The organism is Paenibacillus sp. NPDC056933, from assembly GCF_042674385.1.
Classification (GTDB): domain Bacteria; phylum Bacillota; class Bacilli; order Paenibacillales; family Paenibacillaceae; genus Paenibacillus.
Genome location: NZ_JBHUQN010000010.1, coordinates 42,805 through 68,986, shown reverse-complemented (window position 1 = coordinate 68,986; position 26,182 = coordinate 42,805). Strand labels below are relative to the sequence as shown.

Genomic DNA, 26,182 nt, shown 5'->3' with positions numbered 1-26,182 from the left:
CACACGTACCCATCCCGAACACGACCGTTAAGCCCTCTAGCGCCGATGGTACTTGGACCGCAGGGTCCTGGGAGAGTAGGACGCCGCCAAGCGAAGAACCACTGCCGATGTTATTCGGTGGTGGTTTTTATTTGTTTATAAGGAAAGAATGAATAAATAGCTAGATGGATATGAATCAAATTCTGGCTTTGGAAACTGAAGCAAATGGATGCATACCGATAAATTAGCTTTTAAAGAGGGCGAGCGACTACTTGTTAAAAAAGTCTCGAAATGAAGGTAACAGTTTTGTTACGGAAAACGCATTCGAAACCAGTATAATAGGACTATGTTAAATATGCTAAAAGTACCTGACCACAGAGCTGGAATGTGCAGCTGTGAAAAGGAGGGTGTGTGTGATTAGTTGGCGAAGACTACTTCTTCATTCGTTTCTCTTGCTCAGTCTGTTGAGTGTGCTTGTAGGATGCGGGGAAGCAGGATCTGCATGGACATCTTATGAAGGAGCGGTAAACGAGAAGGGTTTCCCGGTTCCTAAAGTGGCGAATAAATCTGACCAGTCTGAAAACAATTCGGATATGGATTATGTTCGATATACGCTATCTGGTATTAGTGAGAGTACTAGCTTGCCTGAGGTATATCTAGACGAGATCAAAAGCTGGGGCTGGACAGAAAAGAAAGCCAAGAGTACGTCCAATGACTCAAGTTCCCTTCGTGTATTTGCTAAGGAAGGACATACTGTACATTTAGCTGTACATGATGGTTTCTTTACGCTGATGGTCCCAAAAAGTGAAGCTGCCCAAACAACAGTGAAATCACTTGACGATGATGATTGAATGATTTTAGGATTGGTGTTGTGATTGACTAATTAACAATGTAATGGTCCGTATATAGCAAGCTCCCGATAATGATCGGGGGCTTTTTTGTATCTTGCTTTGTATGAAAGGAGTTGGGCAATTAAGTTAAAGTATTTGGTTCTGGGAGGCGATGTGATTAAGGAGTAATATCAAGCCATTCATAACTCATTTAGGAGGTGGAGCGATACGATGTAAGACACCTGAGAGGACGAATCATGCCTCTTTAGAGTTGGAACTAAGCTTATAGGGGAAAAGGCCATAAGGGAAGGATGTGAGGGCTTATTACGTATTTAATAGCAGGAAGGTGGGTATCGAGGAATTCCAATCTAGTGAAGAAGAATGTAGAAAATCATTTTGGGGATAACCATTATAACTATGCCCATGCTGTGGATAAAGAGGGAGGGGGATAAAACAAATAAAGGTTATCCACAGTGGATAACCTTTAAGTTTTCGAAGTATAATACAGTATTTCTAAAATTGCGGTAAAGTGGGGCGGTCGTTTTGTAGTCTGTATGAATGAGCTTTAGCGATTTATGTATTACGGAGTCAAAAGTGCATTGGATATAGGTCATGAAGTAAACGTTTATTGCAGGTAATAGGAGACGTCTTGTTCGTTTAATTTGATGAGCCCGTCCTTGCGTTCACGTGAAAGAACAAGAACAACATATAGACGTGGGACAAGCAGCCACAGATGCCAGAATATCAATGAAAGGGTGAAGGGCAGAGGTGACCAAATTAAACAGACGGTAATGATACATAGTCCAATCCAGCTCATATTGAGGTGTACACGGACAAACATGCGATAGCTGAAATGTTGGTCTGGAATATAACCGAACCATGGCATATGGAGATTCCATCGCCAGCGCCTTGCATAGGAAGTACGCACCAACAGTAATATGGTTCTGGCGATGACATAATGAATCCACAGTGTAATTGGGCCTGCCAGAACAAAAAAGAAGAGGCCGGTCCAAGAGAATGCCAATAGGTTAAACAGAAGCATAATCACAGGCAGACTCAAGTAGCTAAAGATCACACTGCGGGCAATGGTCTTTTTTTTCAGAAGCCGGTATTGATAAAAGGTAGCTTTATTCTCCGGTTCGGCGATCATACGATTACAAATCCTCCTTCTGGAATCACGTTCATTTGTAAAAGGGTATTCGTTTACATTTTATAAGGAAATGGATGTCACACTGATGAGAGGGTGCAATATATGACCTTATGGGTCCACCCAGATTGAGGTACAAGATATATAGAGTAGGTGCGTGATCTTATACAAGTATACCTTTGAACTCTCTGGATGTCAGGTTCCCAATCGTGATGTATTATATATCGGCTGAATTTCCAAGTTTTTTTAAGAATATAGAATATAAATTTCAGAGAAGTTGAGGGAGGCAGTAAACGCAGGAGAAAAGGTATCTAAGTGCAGAATACTTAGGAAGTACGCGGATGGATGTTTTTTATAGTAGAAGAGGATACAATCTATGGAGCTACTGCTATGATATACGGCGAAAGAAATGCGGTTAAATGCAGTCTGTCCCGCTGAAATATAGAGAGGTAGGCATTTTTCTTATGTTTTGTTTCGGTACAGACACCCACAGAGGGGTGGGGGAATATATATATTTTATAGAAAGAAAGCACTATGAAAAGGTTTAAAATAATAGAAACTGTGCAATACTGATAGTAATACGTAAAACAAGGTGGGATGGTTGATGGAAGGACACGCCGAACACACATGCATTATCTGCGAACAGCCAAAAAGAGAAGGCATTTTTATTGTATCTGAGTTTATATGTGACGCTTGCGAATCTGAAATGGTTCATACGGATGCACAGGATGCCAAGTACAATTATTTTATCCATCAAATGAAGCAGATTTGGGTGCAAAAGAACGCATAACGAGCGTTAAATCATATCAGTGAACTGCATTGGATCATACCAATGTGCATAGAGGCCCAAAGGGCCTTTTTCTGTGTGTATAGAGGTTTAGAGATGGAAACATGGAAATGTTAAGCACTCTGGTGGCGGGACGAAAGGGAATAGTGTCGTGTCACTGCAGGAATGTTGATTTTTAATGGGGTAGACAATCCCTGATATAATGAAATGGAAAGAGCGTAGCATTACAAATTTCGGATACAGCATTTTGTGAGGGAAAAGAGCAGCAAAGGCAGAGGTCGCTTTTGTTATCGTAAGCATTGTACGATCGGTATTAAAATTATAAAAGTACAGGATGATTATTAATGGAGCATAAATCTAATACCGCACCTTTATATGAAGCGTTGCTGACGTATCGTGATTCAGGGCAGCGTTCCTTTCATGTACCCGGGCATAAGAATGGACAAGTCTATCGAAGGTTGCTAGAGCAAGGGGGCCCGTATCAGTCTGATGGACCGGTGGGCAATCACCAAAATCAGGGTGAGGCAGACCTAGAGCAACGTTTGGAGCGGTCTGTTACTGAAGTAGAAAAGTGCTCCCCACAAGATAAGGAACAAGGGCAAGGCATTGAACCCGGGGGGCTGACGATTCATGGAGGGGATGAAGCGGAGGGATCTGCAACAGATGTTGTACCGGTTAGTGCGTTTTTGGAGATGATGCGGCTGGATGTAACGGAGATTTCGGGGACGGACGACTTGCATCATCCAGAAGGGGTTATACTGGAGGCGCAGCAGCTGGCAGCGGATTGTTTTGGAGCAGAGGAGAGCTTCTTCCTGGTCGGGGGAAGCACGGCGGGTAACTTATCTTTGCTTCTGACCGTGTGTAATGAACCGAACAGCCTCGTATTAGTACAGCGTAATGTTCACAAGTCGGTCATTCACGGGTTGATGCTGGCAGGCGCAAGAGCTGTATTTCTCGAGCCTTGGGTTGATCCTGCGAGTGGACTTGCGGTAATGCCGTCGCTGGAGACGGTACAGGCTGCTGTCCAGGCTTATCCTGAGGCAAAGGCAGTCCTTGTGACTTTGCCCAATTATTATGGTATGGGCGCTGATCTGACGCCCATAGCGGAGGTGTGCCATGAGGCAGGCATGCCGCTGCTCGTGGACGAAGCGCATGGCGCACATTATGGGCAGCATCCGGAGCTGCCTGCATCTGCACTGTCCTGCGGAGCAGACGGTGTAGTGCAGTCGACCCACAAGATGCTGTCTGCCTTCACCATGGGAGCTATGCTGCACGTTCAGGGACCGAGAATGAATCGGTCCCTGCTGCGCCAGCGTCTAGCCATGGTGCAAAGCTCGAGCCCATCATACCCGGTGATGGCTTCGCTTGATCTGGCGCGCCGACTGCTGCATGTGCAGGGCGCAAACACGTTCACGGCGGGGCTTGCCGCCGTGAACGCATTTAAGCGCGGCCTAGCGGAGCTGCCGCGCTTTCAGTTGCTGCAGCCCGCAGAGCTGCTGCAGCAGGACCCGCCAGCCGGGGCGAAGCCGGCAACTGGCGGCAAGTTCGAGGCCGCCGCAGTAGCGGGGCGGCCAGAAGCTCTGCCCGCGGCGGCGTTGCCTTCAGCCGCGGGATATACCGCTCAGGACCCGTTCAAGGCCGTCATTTATGACGGCACAGGGGTACTGAGCGGTTACGGGCTGCAGCAGCAGCTGGAAGCGCGCGGCTGCGTGCCCGAGATGAGCGACGAACGATACGTCGTTCTGCTCTTTAGCCTGGGCTCGACACTCAGCGATGCCGAGCATCTGTTGCAGGCTTTAAGGCAAATTAGCCTTGTACAGGAGCAGAACCAATCTTTTGGTGAGCAATCACAACGTTTTACAAAAGATTCCGAAAATTATATTTCCACGTGGAACAATTTTCAAGAAGGAACTCCTTTTTCGGAGCCTATCCCGTTCTCACTTCAGCCGATTAAGGAGGAGGATACGGCAGAGGTTTCCATTGAAAAATGTGAAGGTCTTCGCTCTGCGGAGATGGTCATTCCGTATCCGCCCGGCATACCTCTTATGTACGCTGGTGAGCGAATAAGCCCGTCCATGACAGCACGTATTAAGCTCCTAAGAGATGAAGGAGCAAGGTTCCATGGCGTTTCGGATAATTCGCTGCAAACATTGAAAATCATTAGAGAATAATTGAGTTTAGCATAGGTGAAGAACTTGAGGAGTCAACCGGCATTAAAACCGGCACCTTGCTTAATTCGATTTAATTCACTCATGGGTACCACGTATAGACGAATAGGAGCATTCGGATCTATAACTGGTTGATTGAAATACATTCTTTGGTTTATGCAAAATGCTCAAGCGAGTTTAAGACATCATTGCTGGCTGGACATAAGAAAGAAGGGAACAAACTTTGGATATTCGGCTAAAAAAATATACGGGAATCGTCCTGCAAGTCCTATTGATGTACGGCTTTTATTGGATAGGAAACCTGCTTCAGGCCATACTGCATCTGCCTTTAACAGGTAGTATTGTGGGCATGGTGCTTTTATTCATCGTCATTCAACTGGGATGGATCAGAGTAAGCTGGGGAGAAGAGGGCTCGTCCTGGCTTCAATCGAATTTGCAGTTATTATTTATCCCTCCTACAGTGGGCATTATCAATCATTTTGATTTTTTTAGAGCCAATACCGTGCTGCTTGTTCTGGGGTTAATCGTTAGTACATTAGTTACCTGTCTGTTGTCTGCGAAAATCAGTGAATGGCTTATGGCGTGGAGATCGATGCATCAAGGCAAGAAGGAGGAGATCCCATGCTCACACTCATCCTCGGAATTGGAATGATTGCCCTGACACTGGCTATATATATTCCAGCGACTCGTCTATACAGAAGAATGAAATGGCCGATTCTTATGCCCGTATTAACGGCAACGGCTGTAATTGTACTGATCCTGCTGCTTTCCGGTATATCGCTGGATACGTATATGCTCGGCGGTAAATGGATACAGGAGCTGTTGGGACCCGCTGTAGTTTCCCTGGCATTTCCTTTGGCAAAACACCTGGATGTACTGAAGCGAAATATGATCCCAATTTTGGGCGGCACCTTGGGTGGAAGTGTCGTTGGCATGTCAACAGGTGCTGCTATATCGCTATTGTTGGGTTACCCGCAAGATATCGTTATCGCATTATTGCCTAAATCCATCACTACGCCTGTTGCCATTCAACTTGCTGATCAGGTGGGAGGGAATTCATCCTTCACTTCACTATTTGTGATGATTGCTGGTTTTTCGGGGATATTATTGGGGCCAATGATCATGAAGTGGTCCAGAGTAAACAGCAGAAATGCCTATGGGATCGGACTTGGTTCGGCTTCCCATGCACTGGGGATGGCAAGATCCTTTGAGTATGGGGAGAATGCAGTCGCATTGAGCTCTGTATCCATGATCGTCAGCGCCATTGCTGGCTCTATCATGCTCCCGTTATGGGTATGGATTATTTACGGTTGATCAGGTCGACTTCTCGAAAATATTGGAGAATAGCTGACCGCTAACGCAGGATCATGTATGGTATTATAGAAAGAAGCTTGTACTATACTCAAACCACCTAATCCGGTAGTCGTGAATATACACCTCTAGGCTGGCTATTTCATAGTCTGGAGTAGGAGAGGATCGAGGCTGTATTTATCGCAGCACAATAAGAAGCAATTATCGATATAGAAAGCAGGGAAGCATATGCAGGGCAGAGGTAAATTCATTACGTTGGAAGGGGGAGAGGGGTCCGGCAAAACAACGATGATTAGCCAATTAGGTTCTTACTTTGAAGAACAGGGTATACCTTACGTAGTTACTCGGGAACCTGGAGGGATCGAGATTGCTGAGAAAATACGTGCCATCATCCTGAATCCTCTCCATACGGAAATGGATGCACGAACCGAAGCACTACTTTATGCAGCTGCACGCAGCCAGCATCTTGCTGAAAAGGTCGAGCCTGCATTGAAGGCAGGCAAGACAGTCATCTGTGACCGCTTTGTCGACAGCAGTTTGACCTATCAAGGCTATGCTCGTGGACTTGGCATGGAGAATGTGTGGGCTATCAATCGGTTTGCGATAGGTGAACTGATGCCAGACGTCACACTTTATCTGGATATTGAGCCGGAAGCAGGTCTTGCCCGAATTGATGCTCATGATGGACGTGAGGTTAATCGTCTCGATCTCGAAAGCCTGGAGTTCCACCGCAAAGTACGTGAGGGCTATTTTCTACTAAAGGAACAGTTTCCGGAACGGATTAAGGTCATCGATGCTTCCCAAACGCCGGAAGAGGTTTTGGCAGCAATGATTTTGTCGCTGGAGACAGAGATTTTGAAGGATTTTGACGAGTAATTGTCTAATATATAGACAGGGGCATTTCACAAGATGCTTATTCTAAAGGAGGTTATGCAGGATGAAACTGATTGTTGCGATTATACAGGATAAAGACAGCAACCGATTATCCAGCGCATTGGTCAAAGCGAACTTTCGGGCTACGAAATTGGCCAGTACCGGTGGATTTTTGAAGGCAGGCAACACGACGTTTATGATCGGTGTAGATGATGGTCAGGTCGAGTCCGTAATGAACGTCATTCGCAGCAGCTGTAAGGTTCGTGAACAGCTCGTGACGCCGGTCACTCCGATGAGTGGAACAACCGACTCTTACCTGCCGCTGCCTGTCGAAGTTCAAGTAGGCGGAGCTACCGTATTTGTTCTTCCGGTAGATCGTTTCGAACACTTCTAAACTCGGTTTATCCCCAGTCCTTTGCGACGTATTGATGCGTCCTTCTTAATCCAAAGAATCGGCGCTCTCTGTCCGGAAGATACTTTTCCAGAAGGGAGAGGTTTAATCCGGACAGAGGTTGACTAATAAACCAACTAGCAGAACCTTAATGATGATATTTATCTACTATTATATATTGCTTATGATTCAGCATATAAAGGTCTCTCTTCCACGCACAGGCGCAACGCGCACTGTGCTGATGGGCGATTGGCCTACTAAGATAGAAAGCGGGCGTTTCCATGAAAATCAACCCTGGATTTCGACCGATGCAGAGTGGGCTCAGCTCTTCCGACTCCAGCTCCAAACCGGTACAGTCCAAAAATTTCTCAGATATGATGAATCACCAGGGTGAACGGGCATCACAGGCTGAACTTACCCGCAGATTAAGTGAGATCCAGATGCAGGGTGATCGCCTGTCTCGTTCCATGACGATTCGTGAACTGAAAGCGTACAAGCAGCTTGTAAAAAGGTTTCTGGAGGAGACGGTCCGTCGCGGTGTCTCCATGAAGGAAACTCGGGGATGGGATCGGCGTGGAAGAGGGAAACGGTACAAGCTAATAGATGAGATTGATTCTGCTCTATTATCTATGGCTGATAATTTGCTCGAATCAGAGGAAGGCAAGATCACACTGCTACAGCAAGTAGGAGAAATTCGGGGAATGCTTATTAATTTAAGCTTCTGAGGAGGAAGTATGTCCTTTCAACAAATTATGGGCCAGCAGACAGCCAAGCAGATGTTACAGAGCAGTTTGAGACGCCAGGCCATAAGTCACGCCTATTTGTTTAGCGGGCCATCCGGCAGCGGACAATTGCAGACGGCGATTACATTTGCCAAAGCGATATTCTGTACAGAACTTGAAGATGATGCCTGCGGACAATGTCTTGAATGTCGCAAGGTCGAACATGGCAATCATCCAGATCTAACGATGCTTGCCCCAGATGGCAACAATATTAAAATCGATCAAATACGGGATCTGCAGCGTATCTTTTCATACCGTTCGGAAGCAGGCCATCCCAAAGTATATATCATCGAACAGGCCGAGAAAATGACTGTTCAGGCAGCGAACAGCCTGCTGAAATTTCTGGAAGAACCACAGGTGCCGGCGGTAGGCATCCTGATTACGGATAATGGACAGGCGATGCTGCCTACCATCCGTTCACGCTCTCAACTGGTTCCTTTTAGTGCGCTGAATCCCGAGGAGATGCTCCAATCGTTGATTGCGGAGGGGCAGCCTGCCAATCTGGCTCGCTCTGCCGTCCATTTAGCGTCAGGACTGGAAGCATGTAGAGAAATTCTCCAGCAGAATTGGTTTGCAGAAATTAGAAACGTAATGTTACAATTAGGGAAGGAGTCCCTGGGTAGAGGAAGTACATCATTGATCTCTGCACAGCAGAAGCTTTTTAAAACCGGACTCTCAGAGCACCTGGATATAATGCTTAGCCTGTTCCATTTATGGTTCAGGGATATGCTGTATGTCCAGTATGGTAGGCATGAACATATCGTTTTTATAGATCAGTTGGACATGCTGTCTCAGTTGGCCCGGACCCGCAGCACCGAGCAGTGGGTCTCCTATATGGATATGGCCGCAGCATGCAGAAAAAAATTGCGTTTCAATGTCAATGGCCAGCTTTGTCTGGAGCAATTTTTGATCGGTTTGGCATAAGACTGGGAGAGGACAGGGTTTGTTCCAATCATATGCAAACGGTTATAACTTCGGCGGGTTCCCTAAGAAGACAGGGCTTCAGACGAAGTGGGATTGGCTTACGAGGGGGTTAATTTTTTGTACAGTGTAGTGGGTGTCCGTTTCAAAAAAGCGGGCAAAATTTATTACTTCGATCCCCTGGACCTTCCCATTGAAAAAGAAAACTGCGTTATCGTGGAGACAGCGCGGGGGGTAGAGTACGGTAAGGTTGTCGTTGGCAAGAAAGAAGTAGGCGAGTCCGATGTGGTGTTGCCGCTCAAAAAGGTCATCCGGGTGGCGGGCGAGACAGATGCCCGTGTCGTAGATGAGAACAAGCGTGCAGCAAAAGAAGCATTCGGTACTTGTTTAAATAAAATCAAAGACCATGGCCTCAAAATGAAGCTGGTCGATGTGGAATTTACGTTTGATCGCAATAAAATTATTTTTTATTTTACAGCTGAAGGAAGAGTCGATTTCCGGGAGTTGGTCAAAGATCTGGCAAGCATTTTCCGGACACGGATCGAACTGAGACAGATCGGTGTACGTGATGAAGCAAAGATGCTTGGAGGAATTGGACCTTGCGGCCGTGTATTATGTTGTTCTTCCTGGCTGGGAGACTTTGAGCCGGTATCAATCAAGATGGCTAAAGATCAGAGCCTGTCACTGAATCCGACGAAAATTTCCGGGTTGTGCGGAAGACTCATGTGTTGTCTGAAATTTGAGCATGATAACTATGAAAGTGTGAGAGAAGAACTACCGGCTGTAGGCAAGTTGGTCGTCACCTCATTGGGTGAAGGAAAAGTTGTCGGCATCAATGCGGGTAGTCGCACAGTCCATGTTCAACTGTTCGACATCAGTAAAGTCAAAGAACTTCCGCTGGATGACGTCGTTATCAAGTAAACCATAAAGGTTGCTTCGGGGTGGAAACTTGGAAAAGAAAAATCTGTTTACGCACATTCATGAAATGGAAACCCAATTGGGTCAGTTGCACAGTGATTTAGGAGAGTTAAAAATGATTGTTAAAGAGCTGCTTGAGGATAATCAGCGGCTTACCATCGAGAATGAACAGTTACGCAAACTGCTGAAGCGTGAGGCTCCGGCAGATCTACCTATCGCATCGGCGCTCGCTCCGGTAGCAAGGCCTGCCGGTCCGGCTACAGGTGAAGATGTTGTAGGTGAAGGATATGATAATCTGGCTCGGTTGTATCACGAAGGATTCCATATCTGCAATGTCTATTATGGACATTTGCGGACGGAAGGCGATTGTCTGTTCTGCCTGTCTTTTTTGAATAAATGAAGTGACCGTAGGGATCCCCTACGGTTTTTTTTCAAGGTTAAGAACCTTGTCTGAGATATAGAGTACCGGAGGATGAGTGTATCATATGACAGCAAAATCAGTAAACTTGCAAGATTCGGAGCGGATTGACGATCTGCTCTCTCATGATTTGAGAATTATTCAAAGTGATGAAGTGTTTAGTTTTTCGATGGATGCCGTATTGTTGGCCCGATTTGCTTCAGTACCGAAACGTGGGCGTGTGCTTGATTTGTGTACAGGGAACGGGGTAGTCCCCATTCTGTTGACCACACGCACACAGGCAAACCTGGAAGGTATTGAAATTCAACCACGATTGGCAGATATGGCACGCCGCAGCGTACAGCTGAATGCATTGGAGGAGTCGATTACCATTCATGAGGGTGACTTACGGGAACTTGTGCAACAAACAGGGCATGCTGTATATGATGCGATAACTGTTAATCCTCCGTATATGCCTTTGAACGGCAGTGATCTCAAAATGAACACACATCAGGCCATGGCACGCCACGAAATTGGATGTACGCTGGAGGACGTGATTCAGGCCTGCAATCGACTGGTACGCAATGGGGGCAAAGTATCCATGGTTCATCGTCCACAGCGTCTCGGCGAGATCATCTCTCTGATGCGAGAGTATAAACTGGAACCGAAACGGATTCGGATGGTACATCCACGGGCTCATTTGGAAGCCAATATGGTATTGATTGAAGCCCTTAAGGATGGAAAACCAGAAGTACGGATGCTTCCACCGCTCATTGTCTACAATGAAGAGGGAACATACTGCGATGAAATTATGGACATCTATTATGGTTCACAACGTACAGAACAACAAACGGAAGGAGGAATATAGATGGCATTGCATATTCAGAAAAGTTATGCGGAACAGTCGGAAGGCATGGGGAAGTTATATTTGGTCGGAACACCAATCGGCAATCTAGAGGACATGACATTTCGAGCAATTAAAACACTGCAGAGCTGTGACATCATTGCAGCAGAAGACACACGCCAGACCCGAAAGCTGCTTACTCATTTTGAAATTACACCATCGATGTTATTCAGTTATCATGAGCATAATAAGGCAGCCAGTGGACCTGAACTGATACGCTATATAATAGAAGGAAAAAATTTGGCACTCGTCAGTGATGCCGGTTTGCCGGCTATTTCGGACCCGGGTTCTGACCTTGTAAAACTTGCGCTTGAAGCTGGAATTACGGTCATTCCCATCCCGGGAGCGAATGCAGCTTTGTCTGCTCTGATCGTGTCCGGGTTACCGACGGAGCGTTTTACATTCGGCGGTTTTTTGCCGCGGGAGAAAAAGGATATGCGAAAAGTGTTAGAGGCTTTTGATGAGTCCAACGGCACGTTGTTGTTTTATGAGTCACCTCACCGTATTCGCAAAACATTAGTCTATCTCGAAGAGATTCTGGGGGATCGATCGATTGTACTGGCACGCGAGTTGACAAAACGCCATGAGGAATTTGCGCGAGGCAGTGTTCAGGAGTGCATAGACTGGCTGGAGGAGCATCCGCCAATTGGTGAATATTGTCTGTTGGTGGAAGGCATCAAGGAAGAGGAACGAAAAGCAGAGCGTGAAGCCTGGTGGCAACCATTGTCTTTGTCGGATCATGTGAGCCATTATGAGGATGAGGGCATGAGTCGCAAAGATGCAATGAAGAAAACAGCAACAGATCGCAGTTTGGCCAAACGCGACGTGTACAATGCCTTAATTGAGTAACAGACTCTAATGGATATTTGAATCTCTTCTGTGCTGGGGAATATAACCTGAGAAGAACCTTATAACCAACCTTAATGGAATATTAAAATGAGCAGAGTGGAATTTAAAAATGTAGAAAATACATTGGCCGCTCGCTCTCCCTCCCCGGGGAGTTAACACGATTGATATTGACCTTTGGGTAATGAAACCAATATCAAGGCAAAAAATAACCTTCCAGCGGTGGGTTTCACACCGGGAAGGTCAATAAGGAATATAAAAAGGTTAGAAATAACAATTGGATAAGTCCATTATATCTGGTTTTTCTTATTTTGTCACAGGTGCAGGGATTTCGGAAATACATTCGTTACAAACGATTTTACCTTTGAAGTAAGTAACGTTCTCTGCATTGCCGCAGAAGATACAAGCGGGCTCGTATTTTTTCAACATGATGCGCTCGCCGTCCACATAGATCTCAAGAGCATCCTTTTCACCAATACCGAGCGTACGGCGCAACTCAATTGGAATAACTACCCGTCCCAGTTCATCCACTTTTCTTACAATACCTGTTGATTTCATCATTATAATCAGTGCTCCTCTCAGCTAACTATCATTGTCATTATTCGACATTATTTTATGTTTTATGATACTCATCATACCAACGATTCCCAAAACAGTCAACCTTAAAATTAGCTTAAAATGAAGGTTATTTTTTATAATAATAGGGATGGCAAGGGATTGGCAGCAATTTTTCGTATTTAAACATCAATGTCAGCTTTGTCGATTTGGAAAACGTTAAAACTACCTTATTCGACACGATTCGTCAAATGGTGTCGAATCGTTGGTTCGCTATACTGAAAAGCGACAAATATAATAGATAATAAAGGAGTGAATATACATGGAACAGCGTTTGACGGAAGAAAAGGTGTTTAAAGATCCAGTACATAATTATATCCATGTACAAGATCCGATTATATGGCAGTTGATCAATACGCCTGAATTTCAGAGATTGCGTCGTATCCGCCAATTGGGAACATCTTATCTTACTTTCCATGGGGCAGAGCACAGTCGGTTCTCCCATTCCCTGGGTGTCTACGAGATTACGCGTAAAATCATCTCCCAATTCGAAAGAAGTCATTATTCCGATTGGCCGAAGGAGGAAAAGACGGTTGCCCTTTGCGCAGCATTGCTGCATGATCTTGGGCATGGGCCGTTCTCTCACTCCATAGAAGAAGCGTTCGATATGAATCATGAGGATTGGACCTGTCGTATCATTACAGGTGATACCGAAGTAGGGGCGATCTTAAGAAGGTATGCACCTGATTTTCCTGAGAAAGTCGCTTCGGTAATTCAAAAAACATATGAGCAGCCTATTGTTGTTAATCTGGTCACCAGTCCGCTTGATGCAGACCGCATGGATTATTTGCTTCGGGATGCCTATTTTACTGGTGTAAATTATGGGACAATTGACCTTGACCGTATCCTGCGTATGCTGCGTCCATATCACGGACGAATCGTAGTTAAGGAATCGGGCATGCACGCCGTAGAGGATTACTTGATGTCCAGATATCAGATGTACTGGCAAATATACTTCCATCCGGTTACCCGAAGTTCGGAAATCATATTGCGGCAAATATTTAAACGGGCGAAAAGTCTTATCCAGCAACATTTTCAATTCCGCTTCATGATTGATCCCCTGCCCCAGTTATTCGATGGAACGATATCGGTGGATGAATACTTACAGCTGGACGAAGCTTTAATTCAGACGGCATTTATGCAGTGGCGTAAAGAGGACGATGCTGTTCTAAGTGAGTTGTGCGAACGTTTCATGGATCGCAAATTATATAAGTATGTAGAGATTGAACAGATCGACGTAAACATGATGGAAGAGATTCGGGAAGCCTTTACCCTTGCTGGCCTCAATCCCGAATATGATCTTGAAATTGATTTTCCATCGGATAATCCGTATGATGTGTTTCGTCCAGATGAATCGACGGACAAACAGATTTTACTGCTGGATCGACAAGACAAGTTACATGAGTTGTCAGAGGTTTCCGACATTGTCCGGTCAATCAGTGGTCTTCATCGGGGAAAACATCACATGTACTATCCGCAAAATAAGGTAGATGCAATTATTCATGATTTACCTTCTCATATACGCCCCTATTTCTCACATTAATGAGGTGCAAAGCTGTTCATGAGTCTATAGGCGAAAGGCTTTCTATAAGAGCTATTTTCATGATACAGTAATCTGCTTTAATGGAGAGTACATGTAGATCGACATAATTTTGTAATATGAGCAATTAGAATACAACCCTAAAATCTAGAGATCAGCAACATATAGATGTAAAAGTTTTTCTTAATCTATATGTTGTGCTCATTGACACTGGAATTAAATGTAGAACATAGCTTTGATCTATATTGCAATCAATGAAGTCAAGTCAAGATTTGCAAAGATATTTGAAAAGAGAGAGTCTTTTATTCGACATGAAGGGAGCAATACAAAATGATGTTGTTCGACACACATACTCATCTAGATGCACCACAATTCGACGAAGACCGCGAGGATATGATTCAGCGGGCGGTAGATGCGGGCGTTGGTCGCATGATTAACGTGGGCTTTAACCGGGAGACTATTCCAACTACGATGAAGCTGGCCGAAACCTATGATTTTATATACGCTGCGGTAGGTTGGCATCCGGTGGATGCAATCACAATGCAGGAAGGTGATCTGGAATGGATTGCATCTTTATGCAAGCATGAAAAGGTGGTAGCTATCGGTGAAATTGGTCTAGACTATCACTGGGACACTTCTCCGAAGGAGGTACAGCATCGCGTATTACGACAACAGATTGGACTAGCTCGAGAGTTGAACATGCCAATCGTCATTCACAATCGGGATGCGCACGAGGATATTGTGAAGATTCTACGTGAAGAGAAGGCTGGAGAAGTTGGCGGTGTCATGCATTCATTCTCTGGCAGCTGGGAAACGGCAAAAATGTGCCTGGATTTGGGATTTCATCTTTCCTTTGGAGGGCCCATCACGTTCAAAAATGCAAAACAGCCAAAGGAAGTACTTGAGAAGGTTCCGATGGACCGATTTTTCATCGAGACGGATGCACCATATTTGACACCTCACCCGTATCGAGGGAAACGAAATGAGACAGCGCATGTACGTCTGGTTGCAGAAGCAGCTGCGGAAATTAAAGGCATTTCGATAGAGGAAATTGCTGCAATAACCACCAAAAATGCCATGGAACGATTTGGAATTCGCTAAAATATCGAGCAAAAGGGGTAAAAAAGTGAGTTAGACGGAGTTAATTTGCTTTTTGATCCAAATAAATCAAGAATATTACAATATTTTAACCAAATATTTAGAAAAACGTACTTGAACAACGCTTTACAACATGCATAGAAACACGATATCATCTTTTCAGTGAATTGTTGTGCGGAAAATTGGACAGATGTTCGGGGGATGAACAAAAGGGACACTTTCCGATGAAACAACATTACTTTCATGAATCAGTCTCGCTGAGTCTCCGTTAACGGAGAGCGGGGGAACCAATAGGGCTTAAACATCGGTGAATGTAGCTGATGCGCAATATTCGCTGACCCAAAACAGTGAATACCTTTGCGAAGCCATATTTGATTTCTTCTTTGGGTCTCGGGGTGAATTCAAGGGCGTCCGCCATGAGCGGATGACCGGAGATAGGGCGGCTCTCTTTCGCCCGAACCCGACAGCTAACCTCGCAAGCGGAAAAAGAGAGGCAACCTCGTGCATGAATTTCCGATATTCAAAATCATTCGGAAGCCACGAAAGAGTTCCTCTTAAACTCTTTCTTTGGCTTTTTTGTTTTTGAATAAAAGAAATGCGGTCATCATACGGTAAGTATTCAGGAGGATGACATCATGTTGCGAAGAGTGGTTCATGGTGCAGAACCGGTTATGTTGGTCCGACCTGTGTTCTGTAGAAAATTTGGTATAGTCGCGTCAAAGACATCATGCATTACTTAAGACGGCGAGGCTATGAAGGAGGACGGAGAAGTGGGCACATTCCAACCAGAAGAGACCCATGAGTCACGATCATCCAGTAAGTCTTTCGCGTTGCGGTGGAAGCATGAGAACTTGCGTCAAATGGCATTGATCGCGATTTTCTCAATTGCGCTTACAATCATGATCTTGTTAGTCGTTTACGGTCAGGCCGGGAAACAAATTTCACTGGTTATTGATGGCAAAGCTCAAGCGGTAGAGACTCGTACAGGAATGCTTCAGGAAATGCTGGAGGAGCAATCAATCACAGTCAGCCCTCACGATCAGGTATCCATGCCCTTAAACGGGGCAATCGCAGATGGAGACCGCATCGTTATTGAGCGGGCCGTTCCAGTTAAAATTACGGCAGACGGAGACACCAAGACACTGTATACAACCGATTCATCGGTACAAGAAGCAATTCAAAAATCAGGTATTCAAATTGCAAGTGAGGATAAAGTGTATCCGGCGCTTGGAACCACTGTTGAAGCGGATATGAAAATCCGTGTAGTGCGTGTAACAAAGCGTACAGTGGACGTGAAACAGCCGATTGCTTACAAAGTGATCAAAACGGCTGATCCCAGCTTGTACAAAGGCGATAATCGTGTCGTTGTGAGTGGTAAAGAAGGCACCATTGTACAGCATATTGAAAAGGTGTTTCAGGACGGAGAATTGGTCTCCAAAAAAATGGTGGGCAAATCGATTGCAACGAATCGCGTCGATAAAGTGATCGCTGTTGGTACCAAAGCAAAACCAGTTGTGAAAGAGCCGGTGATTCAGACGGTATCCGCGCAGACTTCCACAACCAAAAAGGCAACAACCACGAACTCGAAGAAAACCGCTGCCTCGGGCAGCAAAGTCATTACCGTCTCAGGCACTTCTTTTAAATATTCCAAGATCCTTAAAAATGTATCCATGACGGCATACTCTTCCGAAGAGCCCGGTATTGGTACAAAAACTGCATCGGGTACCCGCGTAACTGAAGGACGTACCATTGCAGTTGATCCCAAAGTCATTCCAATCGGATGGTGGGTATATATTGAAGGCCTTGGCTTCCGTCGTGCGGAAGACACAGGTGGTGCCATTAAAGGCCACAAAATTGATGTGTATTATGATAGTGTGAAGCATGCCCTGAACTTCGGACGGAAGAAAGGCAAGACGGTATATGTGATCGGACCGGTGAAGCCGGAAGCGAACTAAAATCGTTTTACTTTGAAATGGGAATGCTATAAAATAGTTGCATGAATGATTCATGCGGAATATGCGGCGGAGGGGGCTGATATCAGTCTCCCCGCCGTTTGGCAGAGAAGAGGATATTCCTCTTCTTTTTGCGTTAGAAAGGAAGAAATGGAACATGATAAAAGAAGTGATCGTGGTGGAAGGCCGTGACGACACCGTAGCTATTCGACGGGCGGTTCAGGCAGATACAATTGAGACCGGCGGGTCGGCCATCAACCAGCGCATTCTAAAGCGGATTGCACTTGCCCAAGAGAGACGTGGCGTCATTGTATTGACAGACCCGGATCATGCGGGTGAACGGATTCGCAAAATCATTGCCAATAAAGTACCGGGTTGCAAGCATGCTTTTATACCCGAGGCTGATGCTACGCGCAAAGGGGACATCGGGGTAGAGAATGCCTCACCGGAAGCTATTCGTCATGCACTGGCACGTGTTCATACGTCATATGAAGGTGCACCGAGCCTGATCGATTGGGAGGATCTCATCGCGGCAGGACTGATTGTGCATCCACAGGCTGCTGCACGTCGTATGGAGATGGGCAATCTGCTCGGCATTGGATATTGTAATGGCAAGCAGTTTCACAAGCGGCTCAGTGTATTTCAGATTACCCGGGAAGAATTCTCCGAAGCATTATCGCAAATTGAACGTGAAGGATTGTGAGCGTATGAAGGGCATGGACGAAACGATTGAGATTGCAACACCGAAACGAACCAAAGAAATTATTCAAAGACACGGATTCTCTTTTAAAAAGAGCTTGGGTCAGAACTTTCTGATCGATCAAAATATACTGAACAAGATTGTAAATGCTGCCGATTTGGACGAGACCAAGGGAGCACTTGAGATCGGACCTGGTATTGGAGCACTTACAGAACGTCTGGCTCGGGTAGCCGGCCCTGTAACGGCTGTAGAGATTGATCAGCGACTGCTGCCCATTTTGGGCGAAGTGATGCAGCCTTATCCGAACGTTCGTGTGCATCACGGGGATGTATTGAAACTGGATCTGGCGGAGTTGTTCCGCACGGACTTTGCATCGGTAGATAAGGTGAGTGTTGTAGCCAATTTGCCTTACTATGTAACGACGCCAATCATGATGAAGCTGCTGGAAGAGAAATTGCCTGTGGATAGCATTGTGGTCATGATTCAAAAAGAAGTGGCTGAGCGGATGGCTGCTGCACCAGGATCTAAGGACTATGGAAGTTTGAGTATCGCAGTCCAGTACTACAGTATGCCGGAATTGGTCTGTGTCGTGCCACCTACGGTCTTTATTCCGCAACCTAATGTGGAATCGGCTGTGATCAAGTTAAAGGTTCGTGAGCAACCACCAGTGGAGATTCCGGACGAAGCACACTATTTCGAAGTGGTACAGGCTTCATTTGCCCAGCGCAGAAAGACGATCTCCAACAATCTGAAGGCCCGCTTCTTTACGAAGGAGAACAGAGACCAGGCTGATCAGCTGCTGGAACAGGCTGGTATTCAACCCTCAAGGCGGGGGGAAACCTTAAGTTTGCAGGAATACGCAACGCTCAGCACCGTGATGTGGGAAGCCGGGGTACGCCAAGCTCTGTAAAATTCGGATGAACCAATCCGGGTCCTTGCCCATACGATGGGGTAGAGGTGATTATGTTGATGAATATCGGAGACTTGGTCGTTCGGAAGTCATACGGCGGAGATGTGACTTTCCGGGTGGAACGCCTTCAGTTGGATGCTGCGGTCATTAAAGGGACCGAGTTCCGGTTGCTGGCTGATTCCCCTGTGGACGATTTGATACAGGTTCCATTTGAACCGCAGAGTGCTAAGACCCGGCAGGCACATGTAAAGGCCCATCAGACGCTCTCACGCCTGCAACAGAATCGGATGGAACAGGCAGAACGTAATCGTGAAGGCTTAATTCAAGAATGGTCTGTTCAGCAGGACCCGGCTTATTTCGAGATGCCAGGCAAAGTGTTGCATTTGGATGGAGACCCGAATTATTTGAAAAAAAGCATGAACCTTTACGAGCAACTTCGTGTTCCCGCAGAGGGTCAATATGTACATGAATCAGCGATGGCGGATACATTGTACCGGCTCCTTCCTAAAGTACGTCCGGATATCGTCGTCATTACGGGCCATGATGGGGTACTAAAGACACGTCAGCCTTATGACTTATATAGCTTGGGCAGTTACAAGAATTCACAGAATTTTGTAGCAGCCATTCAGGTGGCAAGGCAATATGAACGTCATCTGGATGCACTCACCATTGTTGCAGGGGCCTGTCAGTCCCACTTTGAGGCCTTGCTTCGGGCTGGAGCGAACTTTGCCAGTTCACCAGGCAGAATTCTCATTCATGCCCTTGACCCGGTCTATGTGGCAGCCAAGGCAGCCTTTACATCGGTGCGGGAAACAGTAAACATGAATGATGTTCTGCATAACACGATCAGTGGTAGCCAGGGCGTCGGGGGTGTAGAAACACGGGGAAGTTATCGAGTAGGACTGCCGGGATTAAACGATTTATCCACCCTAAAGGTGAATCCGTCAGCTGTCTGATGAAGTTAGAATAAAGTCCCATTTAGGGGCTTTTTTTGTTCGTAAAAAAATTCATTGACAACAACTTTTTGATACTGATATAATAATTAGTTTTGATTTGACAATGACTGTAAAATCCAGTATAATGGACAAGAAAAGAGGTGGTCGTCTACAATGGCTAAAAACACGCTATTGGATATCAAGCGCAATCTCGACGCACATATTGGTCAGAAAATTATGCTGCGGGCTAATGGTGGCCGTCGTAAGACCATTGAGCGTACAGGTGTATTGGAAGAAACGTACCCTTCTGTTTTTATTGTCAAGCTTGATGAGGAGCAAGAAACTTTCAAGCGAGTATCTTACAGTTATGCGGATATACTTACGGAATCGGTGGAAGTCATGGTATTTGATCCAGGCAGCCAGACGCATAGCTCCTACTTGGAGACGTAAGTATGGATTACGGCGATTTGCCCTTGAGGCAGATCGCTTTTTTTATTTTCAAACAGCCACACTCGATGAATTGAAATCATATAGGATCAGGAATGACAAGGGAGAGGAAGCGGCATACTATTTGAACAGGCTCAAGGTGTTTTCCAAAGTACTCAAGGAAAATGAACTTGGTCTGATGTAATGGCAGGGTCTAAAGCACTTATCATGAATTAAACCAATTTGGAGGAGGACCATCCATGAGCCGGAGAAGAAGAAGTGTAATGTCGGATGAACTCAAGAACGAGCTTGCGAAAGACCTGGGTTTCTATGATACCGTTCAAGAGGAAGGCTGGGGCGGAATCAAAGCGAAGGATGCGGGCAATATGGTGAAACGGGCCATTCAACTTGCTGAACAAGCAGCACGCAAATCGTAATCCGGGTCCATCGGTTTGGAGGGCGGGGCAATCCGGTAGGATCGCCTCGCTTTTTCCCCATCTATGCGGAATAGAAATGACTTGACAGCCCCATTTTGATATAATATGTTAAGTTGTCTTAGGGAAAAGGTGAGGACGGGTGAACGCCTTGAAAATTTACGAAAAAGCGCCTGCTAAAATTAACTTGATGCTGGACGTTTTACATAAAAGAAGAGATGGATTCCATGAAGTTGAGATGATCATGACCATGGTCGATCTTGCCGATCGTTTGGAGATGTCTGAGCTGCCTCGGGACACCATTTTTATCTCCAGTCAGGCGGGTTATATCCCGCTGGATGAGAAGAATTTGGCCTTTCAGGCGGCCAGACTCATCAAAGAGCGATATGACGTGAGGAGCGGAGTCCATATTCATTTGGACAAAAAAATCCCTGTTGCTGCTGGACTTGCTGGGGGCAGCAGTGATGCGGCAGCAACGCTGCGGGGATTGAATCGCCTTTGGCGTCTCAACATCCCGGATCAAGAGCTGCAAGAGCTTGGAGCCGAACTGGGCTCGGATGTACCTTTCTGCATCACTGGAGGAACAGCGCTCGCCACAGGTCGTGGAGAGAAGTTGACACCGATGCCTAATCCTCCTCAATGTTGGGTGATCTTGGCCAAGCCGCCAATTAATGTGTCTACAGCGGATGTGTACGGACGTTTTCGTAGCGACAAGATTGTTCGTCACCCAAGCGCGGCAAAAATGGAACAGGCCATTCGCAACCAGTCTTTTGTTGAAGTATGTGCGCAAATGGGGAATGTGCTTGAAGATGTGACGTTGAAGCTGTATCCGGAGGTTCAGCATCTGAAGGATGCTATGACCCGATTGGGAGCAGACGGAGTATTGATGTCAGGCAGTGGACCAACGGTGTTCGGTCTGGTCTCCAAGGAGTCCAAGGTTGCACGGATCTATAATGGCCTACGGGGCTTCTGTAAAGAAGTATATGCTGTACGCATGCTGACTTAAAATTCGCTTTTATAATGTACAAACACGTATAAAGGTGGTATATTTTTATATAATTATTCGGATTTGGATGTTTTCCGTGATCGTGAGGATGGATCTCTGTGAAGAAATTAAAACGAAGCGCAAGGCTGGTTGAAATGACGCAGTACTTATTGTCTAGACCACATACGGTTATTCCGTTGACCACGTTTGCCGAACGCTATGGAGCCGCGAAATCTTCGATCAGCGAAGATTTGGCGATTATCAAGGAAGTGTTCGAAGAAGGTGGTTCGGGAGAACTGCATACACTGGCTGGGGCAGCCGGAGGAGTAAAATGGATTCCAAAGGTGTCTAGAGAACTGGCACTCGGTTTTGCCGAACGACTTTCTACCCAGCTCGCGCAACCCGACCGGATTCTGCCCGGAGAATACCTGTACATGTCCGACCTGCTAGGACAGCCTGCTTTGATGAACGAAGCCGGCAAGATTTTTGCAACAGCCTTTGGCAATATGGATATTGATGTGGTCATGACGGTTGAGACCAAAGGCATTCCGCTCGCCTATGCGACCGGAGCCCAGCTTAACCTGCCTGTTGTGCTCGTGCGCAGGGACCATCAGGCTACGGAAGGATCAGCCGTAAGTATCAATTATGTCTCCGGATCTCATAAAAGTCTGCACACCATGTCCCTGTCCCGCAGGGCGATGCGCGAACACTCCAAAGTGCTCATTGTGGATGACTTTATGAAAGCTGGAGGCACTGTGCAGGGGATGATCGACCTATTGGCCGAGTTTAATGCATCGGTAGCCGGAGTAGGGGTATTGGTAGAATCCGGATCGGTCGATTCCGAAGAAAGACTCCTGACGGATTACGTGTCTCTGGCGAAACTGACAGCTGTGGATGCCAAGAGCAGACATATTTCCGTTAAGCCTGGCAACTATTTTGACCTGTAGAATCATGACGAATTACATGTCGGGAAAAGTTCTTTTCCATCGACCTGGCACTAACATTGTCGAATTGTGTATTAAATAAAAAAATTCCTGAAATTAGGACATTTTTATGGTTATAAAAAGAAGGAGTTCGTATAGGCTGTGTGGAATTATACACCAAGTTCTGATGGAAAAAGGTGGTGAACACACACATGCAAATTACGGATGTCAGACTCCGCCGTGTTAACTCGGAAGGGAGAATGAAGGCTATCGCATCCATTACCATCGATAACGAATTCGTCGTTCATGACATTCGTGTCATTGATGGTAACAACGGAATGTTTGTTGCTATGCCGAGCAAGCGGACTCCTGACGGAGAATTCCGTGATATCGCCCACCCGATCTCTTCCGGTACTCGTGAGAAGATTCAGGCAGCTGTATTGACTGAATACGATCGCGCTGCAACTGAGGAAGAAGTCATTGAAGAAGGTGCCTGAGAACATTATTGGGGTTCGAAGGAAAAGAGAGCCATGTCTTATGGCTCTCTTTTCTTTTTGACCGGAATAAGATATATTCAGTATTGAGTTTATTCATAGAAGAACATTTGCAGCCGGATTGTTGCAAAATGTTGAAAGAACAAAAAAGCGCAGCGTGCGCTTGGTTACAGGGCGGCATCTTAGGAATCATGGGATTCGGTTAAGCTCGCAGGTACACGGCGTATACATATAGGTCACGATTCGTAGGTGTCCGCGTTGTTACGCGTGATTACAGAGACAGCAGGCGATGAACAAGACCGGCGCAGAGCCGGCTGAACGGTACTCATCGGATATATAAAGGCGAGGTCCAACGATGGGGGTATTCAGAACAGGAGGTCGTAAATTTTGAAAAGAATGGCAATTGTTCTTGCGGCAGGGCAAGGCAAACGGATGAAATCAAAATTGTACAAAGTACTGCATCCCGTATGCGGTAAACCTATGGTGGGTCACGTGCTGGATGCAGCTCTTCGCGCAGGCGTTGAACGTAGTGTCGTCGTGGTCGGTCACGGTGCCGAAGCGGTGCAGTCATTTTTGGGTTCCAGAGCAGAATATGTTCTTCAGGCTGAACAACTGGGAACAGGACATGCTGTGAAGCAGGTTAAATCTTTGCTCGGCGGAGAAGCAGGCTCAACCATTGTCGTCTGTGGAGATACACCACTGGTGACCAGCGAGACGCTGGAAGGTCTGATGAAACTTCATGAGAGTCGCGGAGCAGCGGCGACGGTACTAACGGCCCATTTGGACAATCCCAAAGGGTATGGCCGCGTGATTCGTGGAGAAGATGGTTCTGTACAGCGTATTGTTGAACAAAAGGATTGCACAGAGCAGGAAGATGCTGTGAACGAGATCAACACAGGCACATACTGCTTCGACAATGCCAAATTGTTCGCTGCACTGGAGAAAGTAACGAACGAGAATGCTCAAGGTGAGTATTATCTCACTGACGTTGTTGGCATTTTCCGTAATGATGGGGAAGTGGTGGAAGCTTATATGTCGGATGACATCGCAGAATCCATCGGAGTTAATGATCGACTTGCTCTTTCACAAGCAGAAGCGTTCATGCGTGAACGTTTGGCGACAAAACATATGTTGAACGGTGTTACAATCATCGATCCGGCATCGACATATATCGGGGCAGATGTTACCATTGGATCAGATACAGTATTGTATCCGGGAACCATACTCAAAGGCACCACTTCCATTGGTGAAGCTTGCCATATTGGTCCTCAGGCAGATGTGGAAGACAGCATTATTCAGGATGGGGTTACAATCAAGCATTCTGTATTGTCACAGGCAGAGGTAGGTTCGGAATCAACCGTAGGTCCATTTGCTTATTTGCGTCCAGGTACCATATTGGGCCGTAAAGTAAAAATCGGTGACTTTGTCGAAGTGAAAAATGCTACAATTGATGAAGGCTCCAAAGTATCTCATCTCAGTTATATTGGGGATGCCAAAGTAGGAAAAAATGTAAATGTTGGATGCGGGGCAATAACGGTGAATTATGATGGATATAATAAAGCTGTAACGACGATTGAGGATGATGCGTTCGTAGGCAGCAATGTCAATCTGATTGCACCTGTCACAGTAGGTAAGGGCGCATATGTTGTTGCGGGCTCTACTGTTACCCACTCTGTTCCAGAGAACGATCTCGCGATTGCCCGTCCACGCCAGGAGAACAAACCTGGATATGCGGAGAAAATTCGCGGGCGTGCCAAAGCTAAAAAACAAAATGCCAAACCCGAATAAGGGGTATTGATATTAAGATTGCCTTCCGATCATCGGGAGGTGCCGACATGTCGCAGACGCTTATAGATTCCAATGAACCAGCACGGAGGGTTTTTATTTTATGACTTATTTTGATTCGAAATTAAAAATATTTACTTGCAATTCTAACCCCAAGCTTGCCCATCAAATTGCTGATTATATCGGAATTCCTATGGGTGAATCTCACACAACTAGCTTTAGTGATGGTGAGATCCAAGTGAAGCTCTCTGAGAGTGTTCGGGGCTGTCACGTCTACATTGTGCAGTCAACTTGCTTGCCGGTTAATGACAACCTGATGGAAATGCTCGTGATGATTGATGCACTCAAACGGGCATCTGCCAAGACGATTAACGTCGTTATTCCGTACTATGGCTATGCAAGACAGGATCGCAAGGCACGTTCGCGTGACCCGATTACAGCGAAACTGGTTGCCAACCTGATTGAAAAAGCGGGTGCAACCCGTGTAATCGCGATGGACTTGCATGCGATGCAGATTCAAGGATTCTTCGACATTCCGGTCGATCATCTGCTCGGCGTGCCGATTTTGGCTCAATATTTCCGCTCGAAACAGATTGAAAATCCAGTTGTAGTTTCGCCTGACCACGGCGGCGTAGTACGCGCTCGGAAACTGGCGGACTTTCTGAATGCACCGCTCGCAATTATCGACAAACGTCGTCCGGAGCCGAATGTCAGCGAAGTGATGAACATTATCGGTAACATCGAAGGCAAAACAGCAATCCTGATCGATGATATCATTGATACAGCGGGAACGATTGTATTGGGAGCGAATGCTCTGATGGAAGGCGGCGTGAAGGAAGTCTACGCATGCTGTACTCACCCGGTATTATCCGGACCTGCGATGGAACGCTTGGAGAATGCTCCACTGAAGGAAGTCATCGTTACGGATACCATTCCGATTACGCATGCCAATCCGACAAGCAAACTTAAAGTGTTGTCCGTAGCACCGTTGCTCGGAGAAGCTATTATCCGGGTTCATGAGGAATTATCAATCAGCAAGCTGTTTGAAATTGAATAAGGATGTCTGCATAAAGTAGTAGAGGGGTTACGTTTTCCGGATCAATGGAAAATGTAACCCCTGTCGGCGTGCCG

The 26,182-nt window shown here is 46.1% G+C and carries 28 protein-coding genes, 1 rRNA gene and 1 riboswitch; of the genes, 27 read left to right on the top strand and 2 right to left on the bottom strand.

The genetic code is table 11. The features are described 5' to 3' along the window. Together rrf and ACFTRD_RS31405 are read left to right on the top strand one after the other, a co-directional pair. A 5S ribosomal RNA gene (gene rrf, locus ACFTRD_RS31410) occupies positions 1–92 on the top strand; the annotation flags it as partial. A 300-nt stretch (positions 93–392) separates the two neighbouring features. Then, entirely contained in the window at positions 393–830 is a 438-nt protein-coding gene (locus tag ACFTRD_RS31405; RefSeq protein WP_379386863.1) for a hypothetical protein, read from the top strand. A 604-nt stretch (positions 831–1,434) separates the two neighbouring features. Here the strand turns inward: ACFTRD_RS31405 and ACFTRD_RS31400 are convergent. Beyond that, complete coding sequence (locus ACFTRD_RS31400) at positions 1,435–1,959, bottom strand: hypothetical protein (RefSeq protein WP_379386861.1); 525 nt, start codon at positions 1,957–1,959, stop codon at positions 1,435–1,437. Between the two features lie 601 nt (positions 1,960–2,560). Between ACFTRD_RS31400 and ACFTRD_RS31395 the strand changes: the two genes are divergently transcribed. From ACFTRD_RS31395 to rsmI, 12 genes are all read left to right on the top strand, one after another. Beyond that, positions 2,561–2,746 (top strand): sigma factor G inhibitor Gin, encoded by a 186-nt coding sequence (locus ACFTRD_RS31395; protein WP_192272204.1) that lies wholly within the window; start codon positions 2,561–2,563, stop codon positions 2,744–2,746. 341 nt (positions 2,747–3,087) lie between these two features. Beyond that, entirely contained in the window at positions 3,088–4,914 is a 1,827-nt protein-coding gene (locus tag ACFTRD_RS31390) for an aminotransferase class I/II-fold pyridoxal phosphate-dependent enzyme (RefSeq protein ID WP_379386858.1), read from the top strand. A 220-nt stretch (positions 4,915–5,134) separates the two neighbouring features. Next, on the top strand, positions 5,135–5,563 hold the full coding sequence (locus ACFTRD_RS31385; protein ID WP_379386856.1) for a CidA/LrgA family protein: 429 nt from the start codon (positions 5,135–5,137) through the stop codon (positions 5,561–5,563). Next, a complete protein-coding gene (locus ACFTRD_RS31380) occupies positions 5,533–6,225 on the top strand; it encodes an LrgB family protein (RefSeq protein WP_379386854.1) in 693 nt (230 codons plus the stop codon). The genes ACFTRD_RS31385 and ACFTRD_RS31380 overlap by 31 nt, the downstream gene beginning before the upstream one ends. A gap of 225 nt (positions 6,226–6,450) precedes the next feature. Further along, entirely contained in the window at positions 6,451–7,098 is a 648-nt protein-coding gene (gene tmk / locus ACFTRD_RS31375; RefSeq protein ID WP_379386852.1) for a dTMP kinase, read from the top strand. Between the two features lie 61 nt (positions 7,099–7,159). Continuing rightward, positions 7,160–7,489 (top strand): cyclic-di-AMP receptor, encoded by a 330-nt coding sequence (locus tag ACFTRD_RS31370; RefSeq protein WP_017691391.1) that lies wholly within the window; start codon positions 7,160–7,162, stop codon positions 7,487–7,489. Between the two features lie 278 nt (positions 7,490–7,767). Further along, on the top strand, positions 7,768–8,211 hold the full coding sequence (locus ACFTRD_RS31365) for a YaaR family protein (protein WP_062329420.1): 444 nt from the start codon (positions 7,768–7,770) through the stop codon (positions 8,209–8,211). Positions 8,212–8,220: 9 nt separating this feature from the next. Continuing rightward, the gene (gene holB / locus ACFTRD_RS31360; protein WP_192272212.1) at positions 8,221–9,192 is read left to right on the top strand and encodes a DNA polymerase III subunit delta'; all 972 of its coding nucleotides are present in this window, start codon (positions 8,221–8,223) and stop codon (positions 9,190–9,192) included. A gap of 117 nt (positions 9,193–9,309) precedes the next feature. Then, complete coding sequence (locus tag ACFTRD_RS31355; RefSeq protein WP_053778939.1) at positions 9,310–10,110, top strand: PSP1 domain-containing protein; 801 nt, start codon at positions 9,310–9,312, stop codon at positions 10,108–10,110. A 28-nt stretch (positions 10,111–10,138) separates the two neighbouring features. Beyond that, a complete protein-coding gene (gene yabA, locus ACFTRD_RS31350) occupies positions 10,139–10,507 on the top strand; it encodes a DNA replication initiation control protein YabA (protein WP_024633697.1) in 369 nt (122 codons plus the stop codon). Positions 10,508–10,592: 85 nt separating this feature from the next. Continuing rightward, positions 10,593–11,372: a tRNA1(Val) (adenine(37)-N6)-methyltransferase gene (locus ACFTRD_RS31345; protein WP_379386848.1), complete on the top strand. Its 780-nt coding sequence runs from the start codon at positions 10,593–10,595 to the stop codon at positions 11,370–11,372. Continuing rightward, complete coding sequence (rsmI, locus tag ACFTRD_RS31340) at positions 11,373–12,257, top strand: 16S rRNA (cytidine(1402)-2'-O)-methyltransferase (RefSeq protein WP_379386846.1); 885 nt, start codon at positions 11,373–11,375, stop codon at positions 12,255–12,257. Positions 12,258–12,560: 303 nt separating this feature from the next. Here rsmI and ACFTRD_RS31335 read toward each other — a convergent pair whose 3' ends face one another. Further along, complete coding sequence (locus ACFTRD_RS31335; protein ID WP_024633700.1) at positions 12,561–12,815, bottom strand: AbrB/MazE/SpoVT family DNA-binding domain-containing protein; 255 nt, start codon at positions 12,813–12,815, stop codon at positions 12,561–12,563. Between the two features lie 316 nt (positions 12,816–13,131). Here ACFTRD_RS31335 and ACFTRD_RS31330 point away from each other — a divergent pair, with 316 nt between their 5' ends. The 13 genes from ACFTRD_RS31330 (at position 13,132) to ACFTRD_RS31270 (ending at position 26,108) form a co-directional block, all read left to right on the top strand. Then, entirely contained in the window at positions 13,132–14,412 is a 1,281-nt protein-coding gene (locus ACFTRD_RS31330; RefSeq protein ID WP_379386844.1) for an HD domain-containing protein, read from the top strand. Between the two features lie 327 nt (positions 14,413–14,739). Beyond that, entirely contained in the window at positions 14,740–15,510 is a 771-nt protein-coding gene (locus tag ACFTRD_RS31325) for a TatD family hydrolase (protein ID WP_379386842.1), read from the top strand. A 242-nt stretch (positions 15,511–15,752) separates the two neighbouring features. After that, positions 15,753–16,005: riboswitch (cyclic di-AMP (ydaO/yuaA leader) on the top strand. 272 nt (positions 16,006–16,277) lie between these two features. Beyond that, positions 16,278–17,462, top strand: coding sequence for a resuscitation-promoting factor (locus ACFTRD_RS31320; protein ID WP_379386840.1), 1,185 nt, complete (start codon positions 16,278–16,280; stop codon positions 17,460–17,462). A 154-nt stretch (positions 17,463–17,616) separates the two neighbouring features. Beyond that, entirely contained in the window at positions 17,617–18,162 is a 546-nt protein-coding gene (rnmV, locus tag ACFTRD_RS31315) for a ribonuclease M5 (RefSeq protein WP_024633704.1), read from the top strand. A gap of 4 nt (positions 18,163–18,166) precedes the next feature. Further along, a complete protein-coding gene (rsmA, locus tag ACFTRD_RS31310; protein WP_379386837.1) occupies positions 18,167–19,069 on the top strand; it encodes a 16S rRNA (adenine(1518)-N(6)/adenine(1519)-N(6))-dimethyltransferase RsmA in 903 nt (300 codons plus the stop codon). Positions 19,070–19,128: 59 nt separating this feature from the next. After that, positions 19,129–20,025 (top strand): sporulation peptidase YabG, encoded by an 897-nt coding sequence (yabG, locus tag ACFTRD_RS31305; RefSeq protein WP_379386835.1) that lies wholly within the window; start codon positions 19,129–19,131, stop codon positions 20,023–20,025. A 153-nt stretch (positions 20,026–20,178) separates the two neighbouring features. Further along, positions 20,179–20,454 carry a biofilm formation stimulator Veg gene (gene veg / locus ACFTRD_RS31300; RefSeq protein ID WP_379386833.1) on the top strand — a complete coding sequence of 92 codons (276 nt, stop codon included), beginning with the start codon at positions 20,179–20,181 and terminating at the stop codon, positions 20,452–20,454. Positions 20,455–20,690: 236 nt separating this feature from the next. Beyond that, on the top strand, positions 20,691–20,867 hold the full coding sequence (locus tag ACFTRD_RS31295; RefSeq protein ID WP_192272228.1) for a small, acid-soluble spore protein, alpha/beta type: 177 nt from the start codon (positions 20,691–20,693) through the stop codon (positions 20,865–20,867). A 148-nt stretch (positions 20,868–21,015) separates the two neighbouring features. Further along, positions 21,016–21,870: a 4-(cytidine 5'-diphospho)-2-C-methyl-D-erythritol kinase gene (gene ispE / locus ACFTRD_RS31290; RefSeq protein ID WP_379386869.1), complete on the top strand. Its 855-nt coding sequence runs from the start codon at positions 21,016–21,018 to the stop codon at positions 21,868–21,870. Positions 21,871–21,968: 98 nt separating this feature from the next. Continuing rightward, on the top strand, positions 21,969–22,796 hold the full coding sequence (gene purR / locus ACFTRD_RS31285) for a pur operon repressor (RefSeq protein ID WP_379386831.1): 828 nt from the start codon (positions 21,969–21,971) through the stop codon (positions 22,794–22,796). Positions 22,797–22,984: 188 nt separating this feature from the next. Beyond that, positions 22,985–23,269, top strand: a complete 285-nt coding sequence (gene spoVG, locus ACFTRD_RS31280) for a septation regulator SpoVG (protein WP_017691372.1) — start codon at positions 22,985–22,987, stop codon at positions 23,267–23,269. Positions 23,270–23,662: 393 nt separating this feature from the next. Next, positions 23,663–25,054, top strand: a complete 1,392-nt coding sequence (glmU, locus tag ACFTRD_RS31275) for a bifunctional UDP-N-acetylglucosamine diphosphorylase/glucosamine-1-phosphate N-acetyltransferase GlmU (protein ID WP_379386867.1) — start codon at positions 23,663–23,665, stop codon at positions 25,052–25,054. 100 nt (positions 25,055–25,154) lie between these two features. Then, positions 25,155–26,108: a ribose-phosphate diphosphokinase gene (locus ACFTRD_RS31270; protein WP_017691370.1), complete on the top strand. Its 954-nt coding sequence runs from the start codon at positions 25,155–25,157 to the stop codon at positions 26,106–26,108. Positions 26,109–26,182: the final 74 nt, after the last annotated feature.

Bases quoted from the DNA above. Each gene is read 5' to 3' on its own strand.
- ACFTRD_RS31400 (WP_379386861.1), bottom strand. From the start codon at position 1,959: ATGATCGCCGAACCGGAGAATAAAGCTACCTTTTATCAATACCGGCTT.
- ACFTRD_RS31395 (WP_192272204.1), top strand. From the start codon at position 2,561: ATGGAAGGACACGCCGAACACACATGCATTATCTGCGAACAGCCAAAA.
- ACFTRD_RS31390 (WP_379386858.1), top strand. From the start codon at position 3,088: ATGGAGCATAAATCTAATACCGCACCTTTATATGAAGCGTTGCTGACG.
- ACFTRD_RS31380 (WP_379386854.1), top strand. From the start codon at position 5,533: ATGCTCACACTCATCCTCGGAATTGGAATGATTGCCCTGACACTGGCT.
- tmk (WP_379386852.1), top strand. From the start codon at position 6,451: ATGCAGGGCAGAGGTAAATTCATTACGTTGGAAGGGGGAGAGGGGTCC.
- ACFTRD_RS31370 (WP_017691391.1), top strand. From the start codon at position 7,160: ATGAAACTGATTGTTGCGATTATACAGGATAAAGACAGCAACCGATTA.
- ACFTRD_RS31365 (WP_062329420.1), top strand. From the start codon at position 7,768: ATGAAAATCAACCCTGGATTTCGACCGATGCAGAGTGGGCTCAGCTCT.
- holB (WP_192272212.1), top strand. From the start codon at position 8,221: ATGTCCTTTCAACAAATTATGGGCCAGCAGACAGCCAAGCAGATGTTA.
- ACFTRD_RS31345 (WP_379386848.1), top strand. From the start codon at position 10,593: ATGACAGCAAAATCAGTAAACTTGCAAGATTCGGAGCGGATTGACGAT.
- rsmI (WP_379386846.1), top strand. From the start codon at position 11,373: ATGGCATTGCATATTCAGAAAAGTTATGCGGAACAGTCGGAAGGCATG.
- ACFTRD_RS31335 (WP_024633700.1), bottom strand. From the start codon at position 12,815: ATGATGAAATCAACAGGTATTGTAAGAAAAGTGGATGAACTGGGACGG.
- ACFTRD_RS31330 (WP_379386844.1), top strand. From the start codon at position 13,132: ATGGAACAGCGTTTGACGGAAGAAAAGGTGTTTAAAGATCCAGTACAT.
- ACFTRD_RS31325 (WP_379386842.1), top strand. From the start codon at position 14,740: ATGATGTTGTTCGACACACATACTCATCTAGATGCACCACAATTCGAC.
- rnmV (WP_024633704.1), top strand. From the start codon at position 17,617: ATGATAAAAGAAGTGATCGTGGTGGAAGGCCGTGACGACACCGTAGCT.
- rsmA (WP_379386837.1), top strand. From the start codon at position 18,167: ATGAAGGGCATGGACGAAACGATTGAGATTGCAACACCGAAACGAACC.
- yabG (WP_379386835.1), top strand. From the start codon at position 19,129: ATGAATATCGGAGACTTGGTCGTTCGGAAGTCATACGGCGGAGATGTG.
- veg (WP_379386833.1), top strand. From the start codon at position 20,179: ATGGCTAAAAACACGCTATTGGATATCAAGCGCAATCTCGACGCACAT.
- ACFTRD_RS31295 (WP_192272228.1), top strand. From the start codon at position 20,691: ATGAGCCGGAGAAGAAGAAGTGTAATGTCGGATGAACTCAAGAACGAG.
- spoVG (WP_017691372.1), top strand. From the start codon at position 22,985: ATGCAAATTACGGATGTCAGACTCCGCCGTGTTAACTCGGAAGGGAGA.
- glmU (WP_379386867.1), top strand. From the start codon at position 23,663: ATGGCAATTGTTCTTGCGGCAGGGCAAGGCAAACGGATGAAATCAAAA.
- ACFTRD_RS31270 (WP_017691370.1), top strand. From the start codon at position 25,155: ATGACTTATTTTGATTCGAAATTAAAAATATTTACTTGCAATTCTAAC.